Here is a 23187-nt window from a genome sequence, read left to right as displayed (position 1 = left end):
CATCACGCGGTAACCTCCCGGGCGCCGCAGCGCGCGAAACCCGCGGCCATGGCCGGCGGGATGGGGGCGGTCGCAGCCAGGGGCGGGTCGAGGGGCAGGGCGATGGCCCGGGCAAGGAGATGCATTCCGCCCGGTGCCGGCTTCGCGCTTCCATAGAGGATATCCCCGAGGATGGGGCAGCCAAGCAGGGCGCAATGGACCCGGAGCTGGTGGGTTCGGCCCGTGGCAGGGCGCAGTTCCAGCCAGGAGGTGTCCTCCGACCGGCCGAGGAGGCGCCAGATAGTGCGGGCAGGCTGGCCGTCCTTGTGGGCCTCCATGCGCCAGCCGGCCTCCCGCGAGCTGGTCTTGCGGAGCGGCGCATCAAGGGTGCCGCCTTCCCCCGGTGGATGGCCGACGACGATGGCCCAATAGGTCTTCTCCGCCCGGCGTTCGGCAAACAAGGCGTTAAGGGTGGCCAGCGCCGGCTTCGTGCGGCCGAGGACAAGGCATCCCGCCGTATCCCGGTCCAGCCGGTGGGCTGGTTGGGGCAAATGGCGCTTGCCGAGCTGTAGCAGGGGCAGCCAATCGGCCAAGCTGGCGTTGGGTTCCCGGTTCCCTGCCTGGGGGCGGCCCGGATCGAGCGGCAGGCCGGCGGGCTTGTCGATCACCATAACCTCGGGCCGGATGTGCAGGATTCGCGCGGCGAGCCAGCCGGGCAGTGTAGAGGGGTCTCGCATGGCGTCGGAAAGGTCCGGTCAAAAGGCTGGCAAGAAGGCGGTGGTGGTCTGCGTCGGGCAGGTCGTGACGGACCATACCTTCCGCGTGGACGAGGTGGAGTTGCCGCCCTCGAAGACCACCGCGCGGGGATATACGATGAGCGTGGGCGGGATGGCTGCGAATGCGGCCATTGCCGTGGCGCGGCTGGGCGGGGCCGCCGTGTTCTGGGGCCGCGTCGGCAAGGACGAGGCCGGGGAGGAGTTGAAGCACGCGCTCGAGGTGGAGGGCGTCGATGCTTCGGGGCTCGTCATGGCCGAAGGCGCACGGACGCCGCTTTCCGCCGTCATCGTGGACAAGGTGGGGGAGCGGAGCATCGTGACCTACCGGGGGGAGAGGCTGCCCACCGATCCCTCCGGTCTGCCGCTCGATCGGCTGGCGGAGGCCGGGAGCCTCCTTTGCGATCCCCGCTGGCCGGAAGCGGCGGAAGTGGCCTTCCGGGCGGCCCGGGAGCGCGGCCTGCCGAGCGCCATGGATGCGGAGAAGAGCGAGGAACGGGTCCTGCGACAACTTGTGCCTCTGACGGACCACGCGATCTTCGCCAAGACCGGGCTCTCGATTTTTGCGCCGAACGTGCCACCCGAGGAGGGGCTGGCGCGGGCGCTCAAGGTAGGGCCATTGAAAATGGCGGCCGTGACCCTCGGTGAGAGGGGAACCCTGTGGCGGACCCCGGAAATGGAGAGGGCCGAGACGCGCCCGGCCTTTCCAGTGGACGCAACGAACACGACAGGCGCGGGGGACGTGTTCCACGGGGCCTATGCGCTGGCCATCGCGGAAGGGCAGGAGGTGGAGGACGCGCTTCGCTTCGCCTCGGCCGCGGGGGCGCTGCGAGCGCGGGACGGGAAGACGCCGGACCGGAAGATGCTCGAGGAACTGCTGGCGGGGGATACGGACAGGCCGCCCGTTCGGATGCGGCGCAAGGCCTGAAGGCGGCGTTCCCGTCGCGAGTCGTTGGTGGCCGCCGGGTCACGTGCTGCCGTTATCGCGCCGCATGGGTGACGGCCTCAATCTTGTTGCCGTCGGGATCGCGAACGAAGGCGGCGTAGTAATGGGCGTCATAGCTGGGGCGGAGCCCAGGCGCGCCGTCTTCCGTGCCGCCCTGGGCGAGGGCGATCCGGTGGAATTCCTGGACCATGGCGCGGTCCCGCGCGGCGAAGGCGACATGAGCGCCATTGCCAGGCTTGGCGCGGCTTCCATCCACGGGCGTGACGAGACTGAACAGGATCTCGCCCGTGCCGTAATGCACGCCGGCGCTGTCCTGCTTGACGAGGCGCAGCCCGAGAAGGGCCATGAGCGGGTCGTAGAAGGCGCGGGCGCGTTCGGCATCATTCGTGCCGAGGGAAAGATGGTGGATCACGGCTGGGCTCCGATCGGGGGCTCACCGGGGAAGCGGCGGGGGCGGAAGCTGGTTGCGACCCCCGTCCTTGCCCCGGAGGCGAGGCTCAGACCCGGAACTTGTACTCCTTGTCCGGAAGGCGCTCCACATCCGGTGGGAAGTTCGCGTGCTTGTCGGCGTAGTACTGCGCGCGGTGATCGCCGTCCGAGGCGAGGTTGTAGGTGATATAGAGAATGCGCCGTGCCTCCGCCGTCAGGTTCGGCGCGGAGGCATGGGGGACGTAGCTGTCAAAAAAGAGCACGTCGCCCGGCTCGGTCGGCACATCCGTCAGATCGAAGCCGGCCATCTGCTCGGGTGTGAGAGGCTTCCACTCTTCACCGATCAGCCCGGCGAAGCGCGGGGTGTTGGCCATGCGGAGGCAGCCATTCTCCACCGTCGCGCGGTCGATGCAGACAAGGGCGGTGATGAAAAGCGGGGCATAGGCGGACCAGCCAGCCTGCTGGTCCTGATGCGGCTCAAACCCTGCACCGCCTGGCATTTTGAGGTTGATTTTCTCTTTGAAGAGCACGACTGGGCCGCCCATGAGCTGTGCGGCGGCCTGCTCCAGCCGTCCGCCGCGCACTAACTTGTCGAAACCGTCATGGAAGGGACAGAAATTCTCGATGCGCTGGATCACCCGCTCGCCGTCGCGCAGCAGGCTCTTCTCCCGATAAACCCAGTGGCGGCCGGGCACTTCAGGGGCGGCCACCAGCTCATCTGTCCAGCGCCCAATGGTCGCAGCCTCCTCGGCGGTGAAGAGGCGGCGGGCGGCCAGCCAGCCCGTCCGGCTGTAATGCGCAACATCTTCAGGTGAAAGCGGTCCGGTCGAAACCGGCAGGGGAATGCGGAGGGTTTCGTTCATCGCAGGTCGCAGTAGGCCGGTCCGGCACCCTTGCTTCTGGCATCCCTGAGTCTGGCCTTCGCGATCCAGGCAGACATGACCTGCCGCGCCGGGCCCTGCACCCGCTTGGATTCGGGGCGGTCACCCCGTTCCGCCGGACCGGAAGGATGCCATAGCCGACCCAGCGGTGGATGCGTCTGCATCTTGCTCGTCCGGGTGCTCTTTGGCCAGGGTAGTGGGTGTGCAGACCGGCTGAGAGCGCGTGGCGATCAGGGTTCGCCGAGCGGTCCTGTTTGCGTCGAGACCGAGCGGGCCGAGGACTGCGTGTTCAGCCTGGAGGCGTGAATATAGGCCCTGCGCTCAGCGCGAGGTCTCGGAGCGCTCGGTCCGGTCCATCCGGTCCGGGATGATCCCGCGGCCATCCCAGCGGCGGATGCGCTCCAACTCCAGCGCGTTCGGATAGTCGCCGTTCAGGGCCGGGGAGGCAGCGAGGGAGGCTGCGCGGGCAATACTCAGCTCGCGCTCGGCGACCACTTGGCGGTAGCTCTCGCCAGGCTCGATCCGGGTCAGGGCGAACTCCGCCACCTTCAGGCGTAGCAGGGCGCGGGCTCTCTCCCGGAGATCGGCCGTGAGGGCGGCGGAAATGCGGGGGGTGTCGTGGATGATCTCCTCCATGCGGTGGCGGCCGATCACGGCCTGGACGGCGGCCGCCATAAGCGGCTGGAGCAGATCGGTCTTCGCGTCCTGCTTGTTCCGGATATGGGCGAAGCGCCAGCGCAGATCGTCCTCGTCGCCCTCCCGCCAGTAAGCGGTGCCGTAGACAGTGAGGGAATGGCCTTCGGCGGAGAGGGCGGGCATGCCGGCATCGGGCCCGGAGCGGTCCGAGGTGGCGAGGGCCATGTCGTAGACGACGCGCGCCTGGCTCCAGGGATTGATGAAGCCGACCTGGCCGGGGCCGTAAATAGCGGTCACTTGGCCGCCCCGGCTAACGACGACCATCTGCGCGGGGCCGGGGCGGACCATGACCACGCGATCCGCCAGGATGACCAGGACGAGCAGAACCAGCACGCCGAGAATCACGAAAGCGGCCCGCGGGCGCCGGGCCTCGGCCCGCGCGCGGGCCGGGGTGGAGGCGGGCAGATCGTCATCCCTCGGCATCGCTCGTCCGGTGCCTTCCGCAGCGTTCCTCGTTAACACAGGTTGAACGAGGAACGCTGCGGCGGGTTCCTTTGGCGCGCTCAGGCGCTCCTGGGTAGGATTCGCGCGGTTTCCGCGAACTCGAAGTAGAGGCGGCGCGCCTCGGCCGCCAGCGGGCCGGGCTGCATATGATGGTCGCCGTAGCGGGTGCAGGGCTGCACCTTGCCGAAATTGCCGGTCGCGAAGATCTCGTCGGCGGTGTCCAGCATCCCCGTCGTGACCGTGCACTCGCGCACCTCGCGGCCGGCGCGGCGCAGCAGGTCGATGACGCGGGCGCGGGTGATGCCGGCCAGGAAGGTGCCGTTGGGCACCGGGGTCATCACGACCCCGTCCTTCACCATCATCAGGTTTGCGCTGGCAAACTCCGCCACATTGCCTTCCGGGTCCAGCACCACGGCCGCGTCGAAGCCGTGCTCCTGCGCCCAGGACGAGGCACGGGCCGAGTTGGGATAGAGGGCGCTGGCCTTGGCGTCAGTGGGCGCCTGATCCGGGGCTGGGCGGCGGAAGGGGGCGGTGATCGCGGAGAAGCCGGTGGCAGCGGGCAGGGGGGAATCATAGATGGCCAGGACGAACTCGGTGCTGGCCGGATCGGGCTGGGCAGCACCGAGTCCCTTCCGCACGAAGAACATGGGGCGGATATAGAGCTCCGCCTCCGGGCCCATGCGGCGGACGCCCTCGCGGCAGAGCGCCTCGATCTCCTCCGCCGTCATGGTCGGGATCATCCGCATATTCTGGGCGGACCGGACGCAGCGGCGGCAATGCAGGTCGAGGTCGGGAACGGTGCCACGAATGGCACGGGCGCCGTCGAAGATGACCGAGCCCAGCCAGAAGGCGTGGTCCATGGGGCCGAGGACCTTCGGTTCCTCGGTGGACCAGTTGCCGAGGTGCCAGAAGACGCCGGCCATGTCGTTCTCTCCCGTCCCACAAAGGGCGCGAAAGCTGCCATGGCGGAGGTCTCGGGGGAAGGGTGCCGCCAATTCGACCGTCCAGGCAGCAGAAGGCGTCCTGACAGGCAGGTATCCGTGCCGGTTGACACGCCGCGCCCGGTCGCGCCTTTCTGTTGCGTGACCGAACCGGATGCGACATCCTTCGAGCGGCCGGTCGCCGCGGGCGAGATGGCGGCGCGCATCTGGGCCTTCGACTGGGCAGCAACGCCGCTCGGGCCGGTCACGGGCTGGTCGGCCGGACTTCGGTTCGCCGTTCAACTCGCGCTGGGTCTGGCCTTTCCTGCGGCCATTCTCGTCGGCTCTTCGCGCAGGATGATCCACAACGATGCCTGGGCACGGCGTTTCCGCTCTCGGATCCCGGACGCTTTAGGCCGGGATTTCCTCGGCGTCTTCGGCGAGTTTGCGGATTGGGCGGGGCCAGTGGTCGAACGGGTTCTCGCTGGCAGGACAGTCCTGCTGCAGGAGCAATGCTGCCCCGGCCTCGGCGATCCGGCCGGGGACGCTTGGTTCGATCTCAGCGCCAGCCCGCTGCATGATGCGGCGGGCGCGAACATCGGAGCCCTCATTGTCCTGACTGAGGTGACCGGTCGGGTGCGCAGTGTGAATGCACTGCGGCAGCGCGAGGCCGAATTGGCGCGCATCCAGCGAATGGGCGGCATCTGCAGCATCGAAGTCGATGTCACGGGGATGGATGCCAGGAGCGGCATGAGCGGGCTGCGCTCGCCCGAATACCGTGTTCTGCATGGCCTTCCGCCGGGGCTGAAGGTGGAGTCGCATACGGAATGGCGCCGCCGAATCCATCCGGATGACCGCGATCGGGCCGAGCGGGCCCTGTTCGATGCGTTGGCGGGCGGCCGCGCAGCCTATGAAAGCGAGTACCGGATCATTCGTCCGAGCGATGGCCAGATGCGCTGGATTCTCGCCCGTGCGGATGTCCAGCGTGACATGCGGGGGCGGCCGCTACGCCTCGCCGGCATTCATGCCGATATCACGGCCCGGCGACTGGCCGAGGAGGCCCTGCATGAGAGCGAGCACAGGCTCGCGGCCCTGGCAGAGGCCACAGCGGAAGCAATCTTCTGCATGAGTCCCGACTGGACGGAGTTGCGGCAGCTACGTGGCGGTGGCTTCCTGGCAGACTGCATTCAGCCGCGCGGAAACTGGATCCAGGACTACATCCCCTTCGAGGATCGGCCTCGGTTCCTGGCCCGGATTGGTGAGGTCACGTGGACGAAAGGCCGCTTTGAATTCGAGCATCGCGTGCGTCGCGCCGATGGAAGCATCGGCTGGGCAGTATCGCGCGCCGTGCCGCTGCTGAACGCCGCAGGCGGAATCCGGGAGTGGTTCGGAGCGGCAACCGACATCACCGCACGCAAGGAGGCCGAGCTGGCGCTGGCCCGCAGCGAGGAGCGGTTCCGCCGCTTCGGCGAGGCCACGTCCGATGTGCTCTGGATCCGTGATGCCGGAACCCTCCGCTGGGAGTACCTGACGCCCGCCTTCGAGGCGGTCTTCGGAGTGGGCCGGGATGACGCAGTCCGCTGGGAAGATCTGCACGACTGGGTGGAGCTCATCCTGCCGGAGGACAGGACCCTCGCGCTGGAGATGATGGAAGAGGTGCGAGGCGGCGAGCCGGTTACCTTCGAATACCGCATCCGCCGACCCGCCGATGGTGGAATCCGCTGGCTGCGAAGCAGTGACTTCCCGATGCGGGATGACGCTGGGCAGGTTCGGCGCATCGGTGGCATCACAAAGGACGTGACCGAGGAAAAGCGCTTCGCCGAGCGTCAGGCGGTGCTGGTCGCCGAATTGCAGCATCGGAGCCGTAACCTGCTGGCCCTGGTGCGATCCCTGGCCTCCAAGACCCTGCGCAGTGGCGCCCCGCTGGAGACCTTCGAAGATCGCCTCGGCGCGCTGAGCCGTGCGCAGGGCCTGCTGAGCCGCTTCGGGCGGGACACGGTGGAACTTGGCACGCTGGTACGGACGGAGCTGGAGGTGCATGCCGAAGTCGCGCCGCCACGGGTCATCGTCGGCGGGCCCGTCGTCCATCTCACCGCGCAGCAAGTGCAAACTCTTTCCCTCGCGCTGCATGAACTGGCAACCAATGCGGTGAAATACGGGGCCTTGCGGGGCGAGGCGGGGCAGCTCGCGGTATGCTGGCACCTGACGGAGGAGCAAAGCGGCCGCGGCCTCGTGTTGGAATGGACGGAGACTGCTGCCGGACTGTGCCTGAAGGCCGTTACCCGGCGGGGCTATGGCCGCGAACTCATCGAGGAAGCGCTTCCCTATTCTCTGGGAGCGCGGACCACCTACGATCTCACCCCCGATGGCGTACGTTGCCGGATCGAGATGCCGGTTCCGGAAGCCGGGGCTACGGGTGGAAGGGTACGGTAGGCCTCAAATTTTCGGCCTTCAGGCGTTTCCGATCCGCCCGACCGGCCTTCGGCCGCCCCACAGCCGTGGCCGCGGCACCGTGAAACTTCGGTGACTTGACCGCCAGAGACCTCCGGTGTGGATGCGGTGCATGGAACGAGCGCCCCTCCCTCCCGCGCGGCCGCCCCGGCCGCCGGAGCCAGACCGGATCTGCGGGCTCGCCGCCGTACGGGCCGTCTTTACGCGACGGCCGCGCGACGTGCTCCGGCTTTTTCACCTGCCTTCCCGCCGGCGGGAGGCAAATCCTCTTTGCGCCGTGCTGGCCGGGCTGCGGCGTCCCTATCGCGAGGTGGAGGAGGAGGAGTTGGCGCGGGTGGCCGGCACGGTCCACCACGGCGGGATCGTGGCGGTGGTTGCGCGACGCCGAGTGCCGGTGCTGGCGCTGCCCCTCGCGCCGGCTCTGCGGACGGCACCGGTGCTGCCGGTGCTGGACGGGGTATCAAACCCGCATAACCTCGGCGCCATTGCGCGGTCGGCGGCCTTCTTCGGCTGCATCGGCATGGTGGTCTCAGGGGATCCAAGGCAGGCCGGTCTGTCGGACGCGGCCTGGCGGACAAGCGAGGGTGGGCTGGAGGTGCTGAGCCTGTGGTCGGCCCCGGACCTGCCGGCGATGCTGCCACGGCTTGGGGTGCTGACGGCGGCGGCGGTCGCGGCAGGAGGGATCCCGCCACAGGAGGTCATGGCGAAGCTGGCGCCAACGGATTGCGTGGCCCTGGTGCTTGGAAACGAGGAGACCGGCGTCTCCGAGCAAACGGCGGCAGCCTGCGATCTCCGGGTCACCCTGCCGGGGTCAGGACGGGTGGAGAGCCTGAACGTGTCGGTGGCGGCGGCGGTGCTGATCCACGCCTTGTCGGCGCGGCGCTAGAGGGCATCTTCGCCCGGGTCAGCTGCCCAGACCCGCTGATGAAGGGGCTGCTCGCCCTGCTACGGCGAGCCGCTCCGGGCTCACCTGGTCAATCGTCGCGCTTGTGCTTGCCGGCCTGCGGGCCAGTCGGGTGGCCCTCGGCGGACAGGGCCTCCAGCCTGGGCAGGAGCGCGGCGCGGATCGCATTCCGATAGGCCGGGATGCGCTTCCAGGCCTTCTTTTCCGGCTTGGTCATGCCGCAGCCCAGGCACCATCCGGTGTCGTCATCATACCGGCAGATCTTGATGCAGGGGCGATCATTCGGGTCCATGGGGCTCCTGGGGCCGGGCGAGGCTCAGCACTCATATAGGTTCATCCGGCGGTCCGAAGGGGGCTGCGGCCTTGTCCTGGCCATCCGGAAGGCGCGGCGAGCGCCTGCCCGGGCTTCCTGTTCGCGCCGACGGGCTTGTCGGATGGCACGTCTGGGGCGACATGGCGGGCCATAACGCCTCAGGGAGAGCGAAATCATGACCCTTCAACGCCGCGCGCTGCTGGGCGCCGCTGCCGCTTCGCCCCTTCTGGGCGCACTGGCCCGGCCGGCGCTGGCCCAGGGAACCTACCCGACCCGGCCGCCGCGTCTCGTCGTGCCTTATGCCCCGGGTGGCGCCGTGGACATCACGGGCCGGCTGTTGGCGGAGAAGCTGCAGCCCGTGCTCGGCCAGACCGTCGTGGTGGACAACCGCGGCGGCGCTGGCGGCAATATCGGCGCGGACTATGTCGCAAAGGCGGAGAAGGACGGCTACACCATGCTGCTGGGATCGGTGACGGTCCTGACGGCCAACAAATATCTGTACCGCCACTCCATGCCGCTCGATCCGCTGAAGGACCTGGCGCCGGTCACGCGCGTGACGACGGGCACGGTTCTGCTGGTGGTCAATGCGCAGCGGCCCTGGAAGACCTTCGCCGACCTCGTCGCCGCGGCGAAGAAGGATCCGGGCAAGATCACCATGGGCTCCTCGGGCACGGGCACGATCAGCCACATCACCCTGTCCTCCATCAACCGCGCGGCGGGGATGGAGATCACCCACGTGCCCTATCGCGGCGGCGGCCCCGCCATTTCCGACCTGGTCGCGGGCAACATCGACATGATGTTCGACGTGATCCCGGCGCTGATGCCGCATGTGCGCGAGGGCCGCTTCCGGGCCCTGGCGGTGGGCAGCGCGGACCGGGTGACCTATGTGCCGGAGTTGAAGGACGTTCCGGGCATGAGGGAGGTCCTGCCGGGCTCCAACATCGACATGCAGAGCTGGTACGCGGTGAACCTGCCGGCCGGCACGCCGCGCCCGGTGGTCGATCGGCTGCATCAGGCGTTCCTGCAGGTCGTGAAGACTGATGACTTCAAATCGCGGATGCAGCCGATGGGCTTCACCCCGATCTGGGACGAGACGCCGGAAGCCTACGGCGCCTACATGGCGCAGCAGGATGTCCTGTGGAAGCGCCTGGTGGAGGAGTCCGGGGCGACGCTCGACTGAGCGGCCCCTTCCGCGCGCGGCGTGATGTGCCGCGCGCGGATAGGGTGGCGTGGGGGCTCGCCTGCTCAGGACCCGAGAAGCTGGCCCCCATCCACCACGATGCTCTGCCCCGTGACCCAACTCGCCCGCGGGGAGGCAAGGAAGGCGACCACTTCAGCCACTTCCTCCGGACGGCCCATGCGGCCGAAGGGAATCTGGGCGAGGGTGCCATTGTACAGGTCGGGATCACTGGTGCGGCGGCGTTCCCAGCTCCCGCCGGGAAACTCGATGGAGCCGGGGGCGACGCAGTTCGCGCGGATGCCCTTCGCGGCCAGGATGCGGGCCTGGCTGGAGGTGTACTGCATCACGGCGGCCTTCACCGCGGCATAAGGGGCGGAGCGCTTCGTGGCCCGCAGGGCGGAGATCGAGGCGATGTTGATGATGCTCGCCCCCTGCGGAGACCGCGCGCCGGATTCTTCCAGATAGGGCCGCGCAGCATGGCTGGCGCGGACCACGGCCATGACGTCGATGGCCAGCGAAGCGGCCCAGCCAGCCTCGTCATCCGTGCCGCCGAAGCCGGAGGCATTGTTCACCAGGATATCAATGCCGCCCAGGGCCTGGGCCGCCTCGGGGATGAAGCGGCCGATGGCCTCGGCATTCGCCAGGTCGCAGGCGGCGGCGAAGGTCCGAACGCCGTATTCCTCTAGCTCAGCACGGGTCCTCTCCAGCGTCTCGGCGCCACGGGCGCAGATCGCGACCGAGGCGCCTTCCCTGGCAAAGGCATGGGCGATGGACCGGCCGATGCCCCGGCTGCCGCCCATGACGACGGCGCGCTTGCCCTGGAATTCCATGATCGTCCGACTCCCTCGTGCCGGGCGATCATGGAGCAGGCCGGGCGTGCTGTCGCGGCGGTCAGGCGGCGAGCGCGAGGTCGCGGTGCAGGCTGCGCCACTCGGCCGGGGCCAGGGCGGGGCGGGCGATATCCTCCAGGATGCCATGGAAGACCTCGGGCGGGGCGCCGGCCTTGATGACACGCAGCAAGGCGGCGCGGCCCTGCGGCGTGGCAGCCGGGATCATCAGGCGCAGATAATCCGCCATGCGGTCGGGCGAGATGGTCTGGACGATGCGCTGGTCCATTTCCATGAGCGCCTCGTCCGTGAAATGCGCCTGGAGAAGGGGCATGGCCTCCTGTTCCTCATGCGCCATGTGGAGCATGTCCTCGGCGAAGTGGATGGAGAAGGCGAGGTAAAGGGCGTGGCCGGCGCGGGCGCGGCGCTCCTCCGGCGCGGTCTCCACGTCGTCGATCAGGGCTTCGAGCCGGGCGAAGGCCACCTCGTGGTCCTCATGCTCATGATCGAGACCGGCCGCGATCTCCGGGGCGCGCTCCCGCAACGCGGCGTGCAACTCGCCATCCTCGTGCTGCAGATGCTCCTGGCACACGGCAAGGTGGCGGCGGAAATCGGCCAGGACAGCGCCGCGCGCCGCGGGATCCGACCAGTCGGTGCGGCCCAGGCGCTCCAGCAGCCGCGCGGAGCCGAGGCGCAAGCCCTTATGCACGGGGGCGTAGATGTCGAAGCGATCGTTGGACATGGGGTCTCCTTCGCCGGACGTCCTGCGTCCGGTCGTTCCAAGGTTGCGGGGTGGGGAAGGGGGTGGGGCTAGGCCGCGAGCGAGCCTTGCGCCCGGACGGCGGCACGCCAGCCATAGAAACCGGCATGCACCTCATCCCAGGCCGGCCGAGCCTTCATCGTCTCGATCCAGCGCTCGACATGGGGCCAGGGAGAAAGATCGAAGCCGACCATCTCTCCAAGGGTGACGAAACAGGCGCCGAGATAGTCGGCGAGGGTTATGGCAGGGCCGCAAACGAAAGGCCCGCCAGCGGCGAGATGGGCGTCGAGCACCTCGAAGCGCCTTGCGACAGCCTTCATGTGCCAGGCCCGGCGCTCAGCCTCCGCGCTCTCGGAGAGGCGATAGGCCGGAAGGAGGCGCGGATAGATGCAGCCGTAGTTGTAGTCCTTGGAAAAGAGGCCGAGGAACCAGTCCATCCACTGGTTGACCGTCGCGCGCGCCTTGAGATCCTGCGGATAGGCGGGCGCGTCCGTGAGGTCAGCGAGGTATTTCAGGATCGCCGAGCATTCGGAGAGCCGGAAGCCGTCATGTTCCAGAACCGGCACGAAGCGGTTGGGGGAGATGGCAGCGAATTCCGGCCCCAGGTTCTCGCCAGCCATGACGTCGATCTGGATCAGATCCAACGCAATGCCCGCTTCGGTCGCGAACAGCATCACCGGGCGGGAGGTGGTGGTAACGGGATCGTAGTAGAGCCTGAGCATCGCGAGGACCCTTCTTCCGTGGCGCGATGATTAGCCGGGGGCGGCTTCATTTCTCTACGGGAATGCTTGCAGGGGCGTTCTGCGGAAAAGCAGAATGGCCGGATGTATGACTGGGGCGACCTGCACATCTTCCTGACGGTTGCGGCGGAGGGCAGCACCCTGGCCGCGGCGCGGGTGCTGGGCGTGAACCAGACCACCGTGGCGCGGCGCATCGCTTCGCTGGAAGCGGCACTGGGCGTGCGGCTCTTCGACCGGCGGCAGGGCGGCTACCGGCTGAGCGAGGCGGGGCAGGCCTTGCTGCCGCAGGCCGAGCGGGTGCGGGAGGAGGCCGAAACCTTGATGCGGCAGGCGGCCCGGCACCAGCGGATCCTAGCCGGGGTCATCCGCGTGACGACGACGGAAGGCATCGCCAACGCGGTGCTGACGCCCTGGCTGGGCGACTTCGCGGAAATCTACCCGGACATCCGGGTCGAACTGATCCCGGATGAGCGCGCACTCGATCTGGCCCGTGGGGAAGCGGATATCGCGATCCGGGCGACGCGGGCGCCCAGCGGGGCGGGGATCGTCGGCCGCCGGATCGCCGATGCGCCCTGGGCGGTCTATTGCAGCCGGACCTATGCGGCACGGCGCGGGATTCCGGCAGACACCGCGGCGCTGGCAGGGCATCTGCTGATCGGGGCGGAGGGAGCTCTGGCCGCGATCGATCCATTCGCCTGGCTGGCGCGAACCGTTCCGGGTGCGACGATACGAAGCGCCTATGGAAGCATCATGGCCATGGTCTACGCCATTCGTGCCGGGAACGGCGTGGGCGCGCTGCCCTGTGCCATGGCGGCGGCGGAGCCGGAGCTGGTGGAATGCTTTCCCATGCCCGACTTCGGCTACCGCCTGTATCTTCTGACGCGCGAGGATCTGAAGGACGTTCCGCGCATCCGGGCCTTCAATGACTTCATTGTCGGCCGGGCCGCGACCATGCGGCACGTCATTGAGGGGCGGGGCTCTCCCGGTCCCACGGGATAGAAAAGACCTGCAAGCCCCGGAAGCCGCTTGTCCTGCAGCCGTATCATCATATGATCCCGGCAAAATCATATGATGGGAACGTCCATGAGGCCCGGCAGCCTCCATGCGCGGGTAACAGCGTCAATCGGGCGGGCGATCCTGCGTGGCGAGGTGCCGGCCGGTTCCGTCCTGCCAGTGGAGGACGCGCTGGCGGCCGCCCATGGCGTCAGCCGCGCCGTGATCCGGGAGGCGATGAAGTCTCTCGCGGCGAAGGGCATGGTCTCCGTCCGGCCCAGCGCGGGCACGCGCGTGCTGCCGCGCGGGCGCTGGCAGCTTCTTGACCCCGATGTGCTGGATTGGCTGAGCGCGAGCCCGCCTGAGCCGGACTTCGTCACGGAACTTCTGGAATTGCGGCTGATGATCGAGCCGCAGGCGGCCAGGTTGGCGGCGCGGCGCGCGACGGCGGCCGATGTGGCCGCGATGCGCTCGGCGCTTGCGCGGATGGAGGCAATGCTGGACGAAGGCGGCGACTACGTCTCCGCCGACATTTCCTTCCACGAGGCGCTACTGGAAGCGGCGCATAACCGTTTCCTGAACCAGCTCGGTGGCGCGATGGCGCGCCTGCTGCGCTTCAGCACGAATCTATCCTGGCGTTTTCCCGACGCGGCGCGCGGCAGTCTGCCCGTGCATGGCGCGCTGCTGGAAGCCGTGGCGCGCGGCGATGGTGAGGCCGCCGCGTCGCATGTGCTGCACCTGATCGAGCGGCATGAGCGGCATCTGCGCGGGATGCTGGGCGCGAGAGATCACACGGCGCGGGACAGCGCCGGTGAGGAGAAGGAGAGGGAAGATCCATGGCGACAATGATGCTTTCACGACGGGCGACGCTGGGTGCCGCGCTTGGTCTGGCCAGTGGCGGGCTAGCGGCTCCGGCTCTGGCCCAGGAAGGTGCCTGGCGGCCCTCCCGGCCCATGCGCTTCATTGTCCCTTTCGCGCCCGCCGGCTCGGCCGACATGCTGTCGCGAATGGCGGCGGAGGCGATCTCGTCGCGCATGGGACAGCCCGTCATGGTCGAGAACCGCGCCGGCGCCGGCGGCAATATCGGCACGGATGCGCTGGCCAAGGCAGAGCCTGATGGGCATGCGGTCGGGCTCGTGACCGTTGGAACAGGCGCGATCAACTACGCGATGTACCGCAGCATGCCCTACAAGCCACAGGATCTGGCGGCGGTCTCCAACATCTGCACCGTGCCGAATGTCATCATGGTGGCGAACCGCGTGCCCGCGCACAGCTTGAAGGAACTGGTCGAGCTGGTGCGGCGGGAGCCTGGCAAGTTCAACTTCGGTTCCTCTGGCGTCGGAACCAGCCTGCATCTGACAGGCGAGATGCTGAAAGGCGGCTACGGGCTGGACATGACGCATGTGCCCTTCCGCGGTGCGGCGCAAATGCTGCTCGAAGCCGCCGCCGGACGCGTCGAGATCCTGGTGGACAATCTTCCCTCTGGCCTGCCGCAGATCAAGGATGGGCGGGTGCGCGCCCTGGCCATCACGGATACGCGCCGCAGCCCCTCAATGCCCGATGTGCCGACCACGGCGGAGGCGGGCTTCCCGGAGGTCCAGGCGGTGGCCTGGTTTGGCGTTGTGGCGCCCGCACGCACCCCGCGGCCCGCGGTGGAGGCAATTTCCGCGGCGCTGCAGGATGCGGTGCGCGAACCGGGCTTCCGCGCGAAGCTGGCCGAGCAGGGGGCGGAGCCCGTGGGCAACACCCCGGCTGAGTTCGAGACCTTCATCCGAACCGAGATCGGCAGATGGAACGAGGTCGTCCGCAAGGCGGCCGTGGTGGTGGAGTAAGGCGATGATCGATCTGTCTGTGAAGCGCGCAGTGGGGCCGGCGATCCGGCTGCACCCGCGGGACAATGTGGTGGTGGCGCGCATTCCGGTTTCGGCCGGCACCGCCATCCCCGGTGAGAACATCGTGGCCCTCCAGGATGTTCCGGCCGGGCACAAGCTGGCGACGATGGACATCCCGGCCGGCGGCGCGATCCGCAAATACGATGTGGTCATCGGCTTTGCCGGGGAGTTCATCCCGGCCGGTACCTATGTGCACGCGCATAACTGCCTGATGCAGGATTTCCAGCGTGACTACGCCTTCGGCGAGGATTACCGCCCCGTCGCCTATGTGCCGGAGTCAGAGCGTGCGACCTTCCAGGGCATCGTACGGCCGGATGGGCGCGTGGGCACGCGGAACTTCATCGCCATCGCTTCCACCGTGAACTGCTCGGCCACTGCCGTGCGCGGCATCGCCGATTACTTCACGCCGGAGCGGCTGGCGGATTATCCGAATGTCGATGGTGTCGTCGCGCTGAGCCATGCGCTGGGCTGCGGCATGGAGATGACGGGCGAACCCATGGCGCTGCTGCGCCGGACCATCGCGGGCTATGTGCGCCATGCCAATGTCGCGGGGGTGGTGATCGTCGGGCTGGGCTGCGAACGCAACCAGCTCGGCGCGCTGCTGGAAGATCAGAAGCTCGCCGCCGGGCCGCTGCTCTATCCCATGGTCATGCAGGAGGTGGGCGGCACGCGGAAGACGATCGAGGCCGGCATCGCCGCCGTGAAGGCCATGCTGCCCGAGGCCAACCGCGTGGCGCGCCAGACCGTCTCGGCGGAGCATCTGACCGTCGGCCTGCAATGCGGCGGATCCGACGGCTTCTCCTCGATCACCGCAAACCCGTCATTGGGCGCGGCCATGGACATTCTGGTGCGGCATGGCGGTACCGCCATCCTGTCCGAGACGCCGGAGATCAATGGCGTCGAGCACACACTGACCCGCCGCGCCGTTTCGCGAGAGGTGGGTGAAAAGCTGCTGGAGCGGCTGCGCTGGTGGAAGGAGGAGTATGCCGTCGGACGCGACACGCAGATCAACGGCAAGGTCAGCCCCGGCAATCAGGCGGGCGGGCTCGCCAACATCATCGAGAAGTCGCTCGGCTCCTCCATGAAGGGCGGCACCGGGCCGCTGATGGAGGTGTACCGTTACGCCGAGCCGGTGAGGCAGAAGGGCTTCGTTTTCATGGACACGCCGGGCTACGACCCGGTTTCGGCGACCGGGCAGGTGGCAGGCGGCGCGAATCTGATCGCCTTCACCACGGGGCGCGGATCCATGTTCGGCTGCAAGCCCGTGCCCTCGGTTAAGTTGGCGACCAACACGCCGATGTACCGCCGGCTCATGGAGGACATGGACATCAACTGCGGCGTGGTGCTGGACGGCGAGGCGACCATCCAGGAGATGGGCGAGCGGATCTTCCAACTCCTGCTGGACACGGCGAGCGGACGGCGCAGCAAGAGCGAGGAACTGGGTGTCGGGAACAATGAGTTCGTTCCCTGGTCGATCGGCATCACGGGCTAAGGCTGGCCTGGGTTTCGTCTAGCGCTACGGGCAGGCGCTCCGTCATGCTACGGAGCGCCACCCGAATGATCCCCGGATGACGGAGAACCTGATGCTGCGACGCCGATCCCTTCTCGCCACCCTCGCCGTGGCACCGGCTGGCTCCGCCCTGGCCCAACCCGTGGGGGGCGGGCGTCCGGTGCGGGTGGTCGTGCCCTTCCCGCCGGGCGGCGCGATCGACCTGCTCGGGCGGCTGGTGGCGGAGCGGCTGGGGCCAGCGCTCGGGCAGCCCGTCGTGGTGGAGAATCGCGGTGGCGCGGGCGGCATCCTCGGCACGGATGCCGTGGCGAAGGGGCCGAAGGACGGCACTGTCATCGGCGTGATCGGCGGAGTGATCCCGCTGGCCTATCCCTATCTCTACAACCACCTTCCTTTCGATCCCCTGAAGGATCTGCTGCCCCTGACCCAGATCACCACGGGCGCGCTGATCTGCGTGGTGAACGCGGAAGCGGCGGCGCAGCGGGGCTGGACGGACTTCCGGGCGTTGATCGCCTATTCGAAGGCACATCCGGACCAGGTGAAGATGGGCTCCTCCGGGCCCGGTACCTCCTCCCATCTCTGCATCGAGGCGGTGAATTCCATGGCGGGCGCGCGCATCCTGCACGTGCCCTATCGCGGCGGCGGGCCGGCCATCACCGATCTGCTGTCCGGCACCATCGACATGATGTTCGACGTGACGCCGGCGCTGATGCCGCATGTGCAGGCCGGCAAGTTCAAGGCGCTGGCCGTATCGTCCAAGGCGCGGATGGGTGTCGCGCCGGATGTCCCGGGAATGGGCGAATTCGCCGATCTCGGGCTAGGCGACCTCGACCTGTCCCCCTGGAATGCACTGATGCTGCCCGCAGGCACGCCGGAGCCGGTGGTGCAGCGCCTGTTCCAGGCCTGCAAGCAGGTCGCGGCGGACCCCGTCCTTGTCGAGCGGCTGAAGCCCCTCGGCTATGATGTTGTGCTGAGTGAAAGCCCCGCGGCGCTCGCGGCCCAGGTGGCGCGGGAGACGCCGATGTGGAAGCGGCTGGTGGATATGGCCGGGGTGAAGCTGGACTAGCACCCCCGCCACCGGTGCGGTCACGGTTGACAGGCCCCGACTCACCCTGACTTGGTCCCTGCGGGGGAAACCCTGATGCGGGTGTGCCGCTTGGGTCGGGATGGTGTCGGGGGAAATTGATCTTCTGGTGATCGGGGCCGGGGCCGCAGGGATCTCGGCGGCGCGGGAGGCCTTGTCCCTCGGGTTGAGCGTGCGCGTGCTGGAGGCGCGCGGACGAGTCGGCGGGCGGGCCTGCACGGATCATTCGCTCGGGGCGCCCTTCGATTTGGGGGCGACCTGGCTGCATGCCGCCCAGTCCAACCCGCTGGTGCCCCTGGCCGAGGCCGCGGGACTGTCGCTGTTCGACCATGATTCCGTGCGGGATTCGCGGGTCTGGATGGGCGATCGCTGGGCCACCGCGGCCGAGATGGTGGAGTATGAGGCGGCGGAGCGGGGCTGGCATGCGGCCGTAAGACTGGCGGCCGGGCGCCCGGCAACGGAGGTTCGCCGCATGAGCCTGGCCGATGCGGCACCAAGGGGCGGTTTCTGGGATGCGACGCTGACCCATTGGGAAGGGCCGGTGATCGCGGCCGCAGAGGCGCGCGACATCGACCTGAGCGACTACCTGTCGACGCTCCTGACCGGGAAGAATCTGCTTCCGCGGGATGGCTGCGGCCACTTGCTGGGCGTGCTGGCGGCGGGGATGCCGGTGACGCTGCAGGCACCGGTGGAGCGGATCGCCTGGAACGGCCCACGCATCCGGGCCGAGGGACCGTTTGGGACACTGGAAGCGCGGGCGGCCATTGTCACCGTCTCCACCGGGGTGCTGACGGGCGGCGGGATCCGCTTCGACCCGGCGCTGCCGCCGGAGATCATGCAGGCGGCGAATGACCTGCCCATGGGACTGTTGAGCAAGGTGGGGCTGCGCGCCTCCGGGGAGGACCGGCTAGATCTCCCCGCTTTCGGCGGGCTGGAGCGACGCCTGGAACCGGGGGAACGGGCGATGACCTTCGTTGCCTGGCCCTTCGGCCGCGACCACATCCAGGGCTTCGCCGGCGGTTCCCTTGCCTGGGATCTGGCGCGGGAAGGGGAGGCGGCGCTGATCGACCATGCCTTGGCTGAGTTGCGGCGCATCTATGGATCCCGGGCGGACCGGGCGCTGCGGCGGGACGGAGCGGTGGCGTCGCGCTGGGGGAATGACCCCTGGGCGCGCGGGGCCTATGCAATGGCGCGGCCGGGCTGCGGCGGAGCGCGGGGGGCGCTTTCGACACCGATGGGCGGTGGACGGCTGCATTTGGCAGGCGAGGCTTGCCACGCGACCCTGGCGGGAACCCTGGCCGGTGCCTGGCTGAGCGGGGCGCAGGCCGCGCGCGGCGCAGCAGCGGCGCTGCGGGGCAGGCCGGGCTGATGGCGGAAGGACGGAAGCCGCGTGCCCCGGACCGTCGGGACCGGGTGGTTCCGGTCGGGGAAGGGTCTGGGAACCGGCGCGAGGGACGGGCTGAAGCGGCGGCTGAGCGCGTCTCGTCGCCAGGCAGTCCTGCCCTGCCGCCGCCAGACGAGATGGGACCCGGCCGTGCGCCGGACGCTACCCCCATCCCAGGTGGGGCCGTGGAGCCTTCGGCGCCGGCAGGCGATCTGGAACCCGATCCAAAGGTTGAGCGGGACGGGGATGTGCTGCGCTTCGCCGGGCGGCTGACCAGCCTTTCCGCTGGGGGCGTTTGGCGGAAAGCCCTGGACCAGGCGAAGAGCGCGCGTCGCATCGACCTGTCGGGGCTGACAACTCTGGACACGAGCGGGGCCGCGCTGGTGCTGGCGGCCGCCGAGGCCGGCGGGAACCTGGCCATTGAGGGAGCCTCGCGGCCAGTTTCGGCCGTGCTGGAACGGTCGCGGGCCGCTGCGAAGCCGCCGCCCGCGCCCCAGGGGGCGCCCGCGCGAAAGCTGGGGCCGGTGCGGTCGCTCGGCGCCTGGGGCGTCGGGCGGTTCAAGGCTTCCGGCGATGGGGTGGCCTTCCTCGGGGAGACCTCGGCGACGGTGGTGAACGCAGCGCGCCGGCCGCGCGACCTGCGCGTGGCCGATGTGTTGCGCCACCTGGACGAGGTAGGCACGCGGGCCTTCGGGTTGGTGGCTCTGCTTGGCGTTCTGATCGGCGTGATCCTGGCCTTCCAATCCGCCATTCCCATGCGGCAATACGGGGCCGATATCTTCGTGCCCCGGCTGGTCGGCATCTCGCTGTTGCGGGAGTTGGGGCCGCTGCTGGCGGGGGTGATCCTGGCCGGCCGCACTGGCTCGGCCTTTGCTGCCGAGCTTGGGACCATGACGGTGAATGAGGAGATCAGCGCCCTTCGCATCATGGGAATCGACCCCATGGTCTTGCTCGTCCTGCCCCGGCTCGTGGCGGCAACGGTGGCGATGCCCGTGTTGTCGCTGCTGATGGATCTGGCGGGGCTGGTGGGCATGAGCGGGGTGATGATCGCCACCGGCTTCCCGCTGCAGTTGGTACTGAATCAGGTGCATGCCGGCGTGCAGCTGGGCGACCTGCTGGGCGGGTTGGGCAAGGCTGCCGTGTTCGGGCTGGTGATTGCTGGCATCGGATGCCGGGCCGGGCTCGCAGCAGGCAGTGGGCCGCGCGCCGTGGGCGATGCCGCAACCGCCGCCGTGGTGGGAGGGATCGTGGCGCTGGTATTGCTGGATGGGATCTTCGCCGTGCTCTTCTACCGGCTGGGCTGGTGATGGCCGACCTGGCGGAAAAGCAGATTGTGACGCAGCAGGCCGCCTCCGAAGAGGATGCGCCGCGAGAGGCGGTGATCGTGGCTCAGGACGTGGCTATGGGCTTCGGCAGCCGCACCTTGTTCCGGGACGTTAATTTCGAGGTCTCGCGGGGCGAGGTTTTCGTGATCCTGGGCGGCTCGGGCTGCGGCAAGTCCACTCTGCTGAAGCTGATGATCGGGCTTTATCAGCCAGTCGCGGGGCGCGTGACCATTCTCGGGGGCGATCTGGCCTCGGCCTCCGGCGAGGCGCGGCGCAACCTCCTCCGGCAAATTGGTGTCATGTGGCAGTCGGGGGCGCTCTTCGGCTCGATGACGCTGTTGGAGAATGTGATGCTGCCGCTGGAGGCTCATACCGACCTGCCGCGCGAGGCGCGGGAGGCGGTGGCCCGCGTGAAGCTGGGGCTTGTAGGCCTGTCGGACGCAGCCTCCCGGCTACCAGCGGAAATCTCGGGCGGCATGGCCAAGCGCGCGGGCATCGCGCGGGCCATGGCGCTGGATCCGCCGATTCTGTTTTTGGATGAGCCAAGCGCGGGTCTGGACCCCGTGACCTCGGCGGGATTGGATGAATTGATCAAGGATCTGGCGCGCGATCTCGGCACCACCTTCGTCGTGGTGACGCATGAGCTGCAATCCATCCTGGCGATCGGGGATCGCTGTATCATGCTGGACAAGGAGGCGCAGGGCATGATCGCCGAGGGCGATCCACGCCGGCTGCGCGATGACCCGCCGAACGACACGGTGCGGCGCTTCTTCCGGCGGGAGACGGCGTGATGGCGGTTTCCGCCCGCGGCCTCTATCTGCGCGTCGGCATCCTGATCCTGGTTGGGCTGGCCCTCGGCGTCGGCTTCGTCCTGTTCTTCACGGCAGGGAAGCTGGGCCGCAACACCCAGACCTATGAGACCTATATCCGTGAAAGCGTGCAGGGGCTTGAGGTGGGGGCGGCCGTGCGCTTCCGTGGTGTGCAACTCGGGCAGGTGACGGAGATCAGCCTCGTCGCCGTGGCCTACCCACCGCCGTCCGAGGGGCTCTCCACCGCCTACCAGCGCGTGCTCGTGCGCTTCGCGCTCGATCTGACCCGACTGCGGGATGCGCCGGATGTTCCCAAGGCGGTTGCCGCAGGGCTGCGCGTTCGGCTGTCGAGCACGGGCATCACGGGGGTCGGCTATCTGGAATTGGACTTCGTGGATTCCGAGCGCTTCCCGGTCGATGAGGTGCCCTGGAAGCCGGACTATCCCGTGATTCCCGCCATCCCGAGCACGGTAGCGCAGGTGACGACCGTTGCGGAGCAATTGGTGCGGCGCCTGAGCGACCTGCCGCTGGAGCAGATCCTGGGCGACGTGACGGGACTCCTGACGGATTTGCGTCGCCAGGTGAATGACGGCGACGTGGCCCAGGCCTCCCGCGCAGCGACGGAGACGCTGAACACGCTGCAACAAGCGGTGGCGGACCTGAATCTGCCGGCCCTGTCCGCGGAGGCGCGCGGCACCTTGGCCGATCTGCGTGGGCTGGTGAACGGGCCGGAGGTGCGTGGTGTCGTGCAAAACGCCAATGCCTCCATGGTGCGGCTGCAGGCGGGGCTGCAGCGCTTGCCCGGTGCAATAGGGCAGGTGGAGCAGGCGGCCCAGGCGATCAATAATCTCGTGGGCGACGTGAACGGGGATCTGACGCCGACGCTGCGCGATCTCCGGGCGGCCTCGGGCAATCTGCGGGACACGACGGAGGCGCTGCGTCGCGCGCCGGGGGCAGCCGTGCTGGCGCCGCCGCCGCCGGTGCCGGATTGGGCGAGGAGGAGCAGGTGATGCGGCGTCGGGGCATAGTCGGGGCGGTGCTGGCGGCGCCGCTGGTGCTTGGCGCCTGCTCGGTGGTGGACCAGACCTATGTGGAGCCGCGGCGTTACCCGCTCTCCCCGCGCCGCCCGGGCGGCCCGAGTGAGGCCCGGCGGCGTGGCAGGAAGACGCTGCTGATGCGGCTGACGCGTGCGGCGCCCGGTCTGGACAGCCGGCTGCTACGCTCCATCCGGCCGGACGGAACCATCGCGACAGAGTACTACGCTGAATGGACGGCGCCGCCGGCCGAGGCGGCGGAAGAGTCGCTCCGGCGCTGGCTCATGGATTCCGGACTCTTCGCCGCCGTGCTGGCCCCGGGAACGCGGGGGGCTGCGGACCTGATCATGGAGAGCGAACTGGCTGCCTTGCATGTCGACCTCGCTCGCGGCGTGGCGGTCGCGACGATGAGCGTCGTGATGCTGCGGGAAACCAGCCAGTTCGGCACCCGGGCGGTGGCGCAGCACACGGAAACCGCGACGGCGCCGGTTCCAGCGGAGCGGCCGCTGAGCCCGGATGCTCAGGCCGCCGGCATGGTGGCGGCCCTCGCGGGGGTGCTGGCGCGGCTCGAGGGTGATCTCGCCCGGCTGGCCTGATCGTCTCATGCGGCGAGACGTTAGCGGGGCGTTAATAGTATCGCGACAGTTTCAACCTAGAGACATGGCGCCAGGATCGCGCTGTCCCCGGAATAGATGGGACGGACGCGATGGATGCGCGACGGCATACGCAGCTGTGGGAGGAAGTCTGGGCGGAGTATGACGCGCGGCAGATACAGCGCGCGCCAGACCGCGGCGCCTCAACAGGAAAGTTCCGCCGAGCGTGGCCGAAGCCTTCCACGCGCAGAGCTGGTTCGGCAGCAAGGCTGGCTAATCACACTTGGCACCTGCTGCGGATAATGGCGGCTGGGGGCGCT

Annotated in this window: 23 protein-coding genes; 14 read left to right on the top strand and 9 right to left on the bottom strand. The window is 68.7% G+C overall.

Annotated features, from left to right (window positions below; translation table 11 throughout):
• Positions 1-2: 2 nt before the first annotated feature.
• Entirely contained in the window at positions 3-716 is a 714-nt protein-coding gene (locus tag ACO1BU_RS14620) for an RluA family pseudouridine synthase (RefSeq protein ID WP_424136696.1), read from the bottom strand.
• Between ACO1BU_RS14620 and ACO1BU_RS14615 the strand changes: the two genes are divergently transcribed.
• Positions 715-1680: a PfkB family carbohydrate kinase gene (locus ACO1BU_RS14615; RefSeq protein WP_424136695.1), complete on the top strand. Its 966-nt coding sequence runs from the start codon at positions 715-717 to the stop codon at positions 1678-1680. The two genes, ACO1BU_RS14620 and ACO1BU_RS14615, sit on opposite strands and share 2 nt — an antisense overlap.
• Before the next feature lie 52 nt (positions 1681-1732).
• Here the strand turns inward: ACO1BU_RS14615 and ACO1BU_RS14610 are convergent, their stop codons facing one another.
• The 4 genes from ACO1BU_RS14610 to ACO1BU_RS14595 form a co-directional block, all read right to left on the bottom strand.
• The gene (locus ACO1BU_RS14610; protein WP_424136694.1) at positions 1733-2110 is read right to left on the bottom strand and encodes a VOC family protein; all 378 of its coding nucleotides are present in this window, start codon (positions 2108-2110) and stop codon (positions 1733-1735) included.
• Between the two features lie 85 nt (positions 2111-2195).
• Positions 2196-2990: a phytanoyl-CoA dioxygenase family protein gene (locus ACO1BU_RS14605; RefSeq protein WP_424136693.1), complete on the bottom strand. Its 795-nt coding sequence runs from the start codon at positions 2988-2990 to the stop codon at positions 2196-2198.
• A gap of 339 nt (positions 2991-3329) precedes the next feature.
• Entirely contained in the window at positions 3330-4127 is a 798-nt protein-coding gene (locus ACO1BU_RS14600; protein ID WP_424136692.1) for an SPFH domain-containing protein, read from the bottom strand.
• 80 nt (positions 4128-4207) lie between these two features.
• Positions 4208-5071 (bottom strand): branched-chain amino acid aminotransferase, encoded by an 864-nt coding sequence (locus tag ACO1BU_RS14595; protein WP_424136691.1) that lies wholly within the window; start codon positions 5069-5071, stop codon positions 4208-4210.
• 159 nt (positions 5072-5230) lie between these two features.
• On the opposite strand from ACO1BU_RS14595, the gene ACO1BU_RS14590 reads away from it, so the two are divergent.
• Together ACO1BU_RS14590 and ACO1BU_RS14585 are read left to right on the top strand one after the other, a co-directional pair.
• Positions 5231-7501 (top strand): PAS domain-containing protein, encoded by a 2271-nt coding sequence (locus ACO1BU_RS14590; RefSeq protein WP_424136690.1) that lies wholly within the window; start codon positions 5231-5233, stop codon positions 7499-7501.
• 130 nt (positions 7502-7631) lie between these two features.
• Positions 7632-8405: a TrmH family RNA methyltransferase gene (locus tag ACO1BU_RS14585; RefSeq protein WP_424136689.1), complete on the top strand. Its 774-nt coding sequence runs from the start codon at positions 7632-7634 to the stop codon at positions 8403-8405.
• A gap of 88 nt (positions 8406-8493) precedes the next feature.
• On the opposite strand, the gene ACO1BU_RS14580 is transcribed toward ACO1BU_RS14585, so the two are convergent.
• A complete protein-coding gene (locus tag ACO1BU_RS14580) occupies positions 8494-8715 on the bottom strand; it encodes a DUF1289 domain-containing protein (RefSeq protein ID WP_424136688.1) in 222 nt (73 codons plus the stop codon).
• Between the two features lie 196 nt (positions 8716-8911).
• On the opposite strand from ACO1BU_RS14580, the gene ACO1BU_RS14575 reads away from it, so the two are divergent.
• A complete protein-coding gene (locus ACO1BU_RS14575; protein WP_424136687.1) occupies positions 8912-9916 on the top strand; it encodes a Bug family tripartite tricarboxylate transporter substrate binding protein in 1005 nt (334 codons plus the stop codon).
• Positions 9917-9981: 65 nt separating this feature from the next.
• On the opposite strand, the gene ACO1BU_RS14570 is transcribed toward ACO1BU_RS14575, so the two are convergent.
• From ACO1BU_RS14570 to ACO1BU_RS14560, 3 genes are all read right to left on the bottom strand, one after another.
• Complete coding sequence (locus ACO1BU_RS14570) at positions 9982-10746, bottom strand: SDR family NAD(P)-dependent oxidoreductase (RefSeq protein WP_424136686.1); 765 nt, start codon at positions 10744-10746, stop codon at positions 9982-9984.
• Positions 10747-10807: 61 nt separating this feature from the next.
• Positions 10808-11485, bottom strand: a complete 678-nt coding sequence (locus ACO1BU_RS14565; protein WP_424136685.1) for a hemerythrin domain-containing protein — start codon at positions 11483-11485, stop codon at positions 10808-10810.
• Between the two features lie 68 nt (positions 11486-11553).
• Positions 11554-12225 carry a glutathione S-transferase family protein gene (locus ACO1BU_RS14560; RefSeq protein WP_424136684.1) on the bottom strand — a complete coding sequence of 224 codons (672 nt, stop codon included), beginning with the start codon at positions 12223-12225 and terminating at the stop codon, positions 11554-11556.
• A gap of 102 nt (positions 12226-12327) precedes the next feature.
• Here ACO1BU_RS14560 and ACO1BU_RS14555 point away from each other — a divergent pair, with 102 nt between their 5' ends.
• The 10 genes from ACO1BU_RS14555 to ACO1BU_RS14510 all read left to right on the top strand — a co-directional run bounded on the left by ACO1BU_RS14555 (position 12328) and on the right by ACO1BU_RS14510 (position 22870).
• A complete protein-coding gene (locus ACO1BU_RS14555; RefSeq protein ID WP_424136683.1) occupies positions 12328-13242 on the top strand; it encodes a LysR family transcriptional regulator in 915 nt (304 codons plus the stop codon).
• Positions 13243-13326: 84 nt separating this feature from the next.
• Complete coding sequence (locus ACO1BU_RS14550) at positions 13327-14085, top strand: FadR/GntR family transcriptional regulator (RefSeq protein ID WP_424136682.1); 759 nt, start codon at positions 13327-13329, stop codon at positions 14083-14085.
• Positions 14073-15068 (top strand): Bug family tripartite tricarboxylate transporter substrate binding protein, encoded by a 996-nt coding sequence (locus ACO1BU_RS14545; protein ID WP_424136681.1) that lies wholly within the window; start codon positions 14073-14075, stop codon positions 15066-15068. Before ACO1BU_RS14550 ends, ACO1BU_RS14545 begins: the two co-directional genes overlap by 13 nt.
• 4 nt (positions 15069-15072) lie before the next feature.
• Complete coding sequence (locus ACO1BU_RS14540) at positions 15073-16620, top strand: UxaA family hydrolase (RefSeq protein ID WP_424136680.1); 1548 nt, start codon at positions 15073-15075, stop codon at positions 16618-16620.
• 91 nt (positions 16621-16711) lie between these two features.
• The gene (locus ACO1BU_RS14535; RefSeq protein WP_424136679.1) at positions 16712-17704 is read left to right on the top strand and encodes a Bug family tripartite tricarboxylate transporter substrate binding protein; all 993 of its coding nucleotides are present in this window, start codon (positions 16712-16714) and stop codon (positions 17702-17704) included.
• A gap of 100 nt (positions 17705-17804) precedes the next feature.
• Positions 17805-19091, top strand: a complete 1287-nt coding sequence (locus tag ACO1BU_RS14530; protein ID WP_424136678.1) for a flavin monoamine oxidase family protein — start codon at positions 17805-17807, stop codon at positions 19089-19091.
• Positions 19091-20413 (top strand): ABC transporter permease, encoded by a 1323-nt coding sequence (locus ACO1BU_RS14525; RefSeq protein WP_424136677.1) that lies wholly within the window; start codon positions 19091-19093, stop codon positions 20411-20413. The genes ACO1BU_RS14530 and ACO1BU_RS14525 overlap by 1 nt, the downstream gene beginning before the upstream one ends.
• Positions 20413-21222 (top strand): ABC transporter ATP-binding protein, encoded by an 810-nt coding sequence (locus tag ACO1BU_RS14520; RefSeq protein WP_424136775.1) that lies wholly within the window; start codon positions 20413-20415, stop codon positions 21220-21222. The genes ACO1BU_RS14525 and ACO1BU_RS14520 overlap by 1 nt, the downstream gene beginning before the upstream one ends.
• Complete coding sequence (locus ACO1BU_RS14515) at positions 21222-22250, top strand: MlaD family protein (RefSeq protein ID WP_424136676.1); 1029 nt, start codon at positions 21222-21224, stop codon at positions 22248-22250. The genes ACO1BU_RS14520 and ACO1BU_RS14515 overlap by 1 nt, the downstream gene beginning before the upstream one ends.
• Complete coding sequence (locus ACO1BU_RS14510; protein ID WP_424136675.1) at positions 22250-22870, top strand: ABC-type transport auxiliary lipoprotein family protein; 621 nt, start codon at positions 22250-22252, stop codon at positions 22868-22870. Before ACO1BU_RS14515 ends, ACO1BU_RS14510 begins: the two co-directional genes overlap by 1 nt.
• Positions 22871-23187: the final 317 nt, after the last annotated feature.

The organism is Roseomonas chloroacetimidivorans (assembly GCF_049629625.1).
Lineage (GTDB): Bacteria > Pseudomonadota > Alphaproteobacteria > Acetobacterales > Acetobacteraceae > Roseomonas > Roseomonas chloroacetimidivorans.
Note: the sequence above shows the minus strand (reverse complement) of the source record. Positions and strands in the feature narration are given on the sequence as shown.

Coding starts and splice junctions, on each gene's coding strand:
- ACO1BU_RS14615 (WP_424136695.1), top strand. CDS start 715: ATGGCGTCGGAAAGGTCCGGTCAAAAGGCTGGCAAGAAGGCGGTGGTG.
- ACO1BU_RS14620 (WP_424136696.1), bottom strand. CDS start 716: ATGCGAGACCCCTCTACACTGCCCGGCTGGCTCGCCGCGCGAATCCTG.
- ACO1BU_RS14605 (WP_424136693.1), bottom strand. CDS start 2,990: ATGAACGAAACCCTCCGCATTCCCCTGCCGGTTTCGACCGGACCGCTT.
- ACO1BU_RS14600 (WP_424136692.1), bottom strand. CDS start 4,127: ATGCCGAGGGATGACGATCTGCCCGCCTCCACCCCGGCCCGCGCGCGG.
- ACO1BU_RS14595 (WP_424136691.1), bottom strand. CDS start 5,071: ATGGCCGGCGTCTTCTGGCACCTCGGCAACTGGTCCACCGAGGAACCG.
- ACO1BU_RS14585 (WP_424136689.1), top strand. CDS start 7,632: ATGGAACGAGCGCCCCTCCCTCCCGCGCGGCCGCCCCGGCCGCCGGAG.
- ACO1BU_RS14580 (WP_424136688.1), bottom strand. CDS start 8,715: ATGGACCCGAATGATCGCCCCTGCATCAAGATCTGCCGGTATGATGAC.
- ACO1BU_RS14575 (WP_424136687.1), top strand. CDS start 8,912: ATGACCCTTCAACGCCGCGCGCTGCTGGGCGCCGCTGCCGCTTCGCCC.
- ACO1BU_RS14570 (WP_424136686.1), bottom strand. CDS start 10,746: ATGGAATTCCAGGGCAAGCGCGCCGTCGTCATGGGCGGCAGCCGGGGC.
- ACO1BU_RS14565 (WP_424136685.1), bottom strand. CDS start 11,485: ATGTCCAACGATCGCTTCGACATCTACGCCCCCGTGCATAAGGGCTTG.
- ACO1BU_RS14560 (WP_424136684.1), bottom strand. CDS start 12,225: ATGCTCAGGCTCTACTACGATCCCGTTACCACCACCTCCCGCCCGGTG.
- ACO1BU_RS14555 (WP_424136683.1), top strand. CDS start 12,328: ATGTATGACTGGGGCGACCTGCACATCTTCCTGACGGTTGCGGCGGAG.
- ACO1BU_RS14550 (WP_424136682.1), top strand. CDS start 13,327: ATGAGGCCCGGCAGCCTCCATGCGCGGGTAACAGCGTCAATCGGGCGG.
- ACO1BU_RS14545 (WP_424136681.1), top strand. CDS start 14,073: ATGGCGACAATGATGCTTTCACGACGGGCGACGCTGGGTGCCGCGCTT.
- ACO1BU_RS14540 (WP_424136680.1), top strand. CDS start 15,073: ATGATCGATCTGTCTGTGAAGCGCGCAGTGGGGCCGGCGATCCGGCTG.
- ACO1BU_RS14535 (WP_424136679.1), top strand. CDS start 16,712: ATGCTGCGACGCCGATCCCTTCTCGCCACCCTCGCCGTGGCACCGGCT.
- ACO1BU_RS14530 (WP_424136678.1), top strand. CDS start 17,805: ATGGTGTCGGGGGAAATTGATCTTCTGGTGATCGGGGCCGGGGCCGCA.
- ACO1BU_RS14525 (WP_424136677.1), top strand. CDS start 19,091: ATGGCGGAAGGACGGAAGCCGCGTGCCCCGGACCGTCGGGACCGGGTG.
- ACO1BU_RS14520 (WP_424136775.1), top strand. CDS start 20,413: ATGGCCGACCTGGCGGAAAAGCAGATTGTGACGCAGCAGGCCGCCTCC.
- ACO1BU_RS14515 (WP_424136676.1), top strand. CDS start 21,222: ATGGCGGTTTCCGCCCGCGGCCTCTATCTGCGCGTCGGCATCCTGATC.
- ACO1BU_RS14510 (WP_424136675.1), top strand. CDS start 22,250: ATGCGGCGTCGGGGCATAGTCGGGGCGGTGCTGGCGGCGCCGCTGGTG.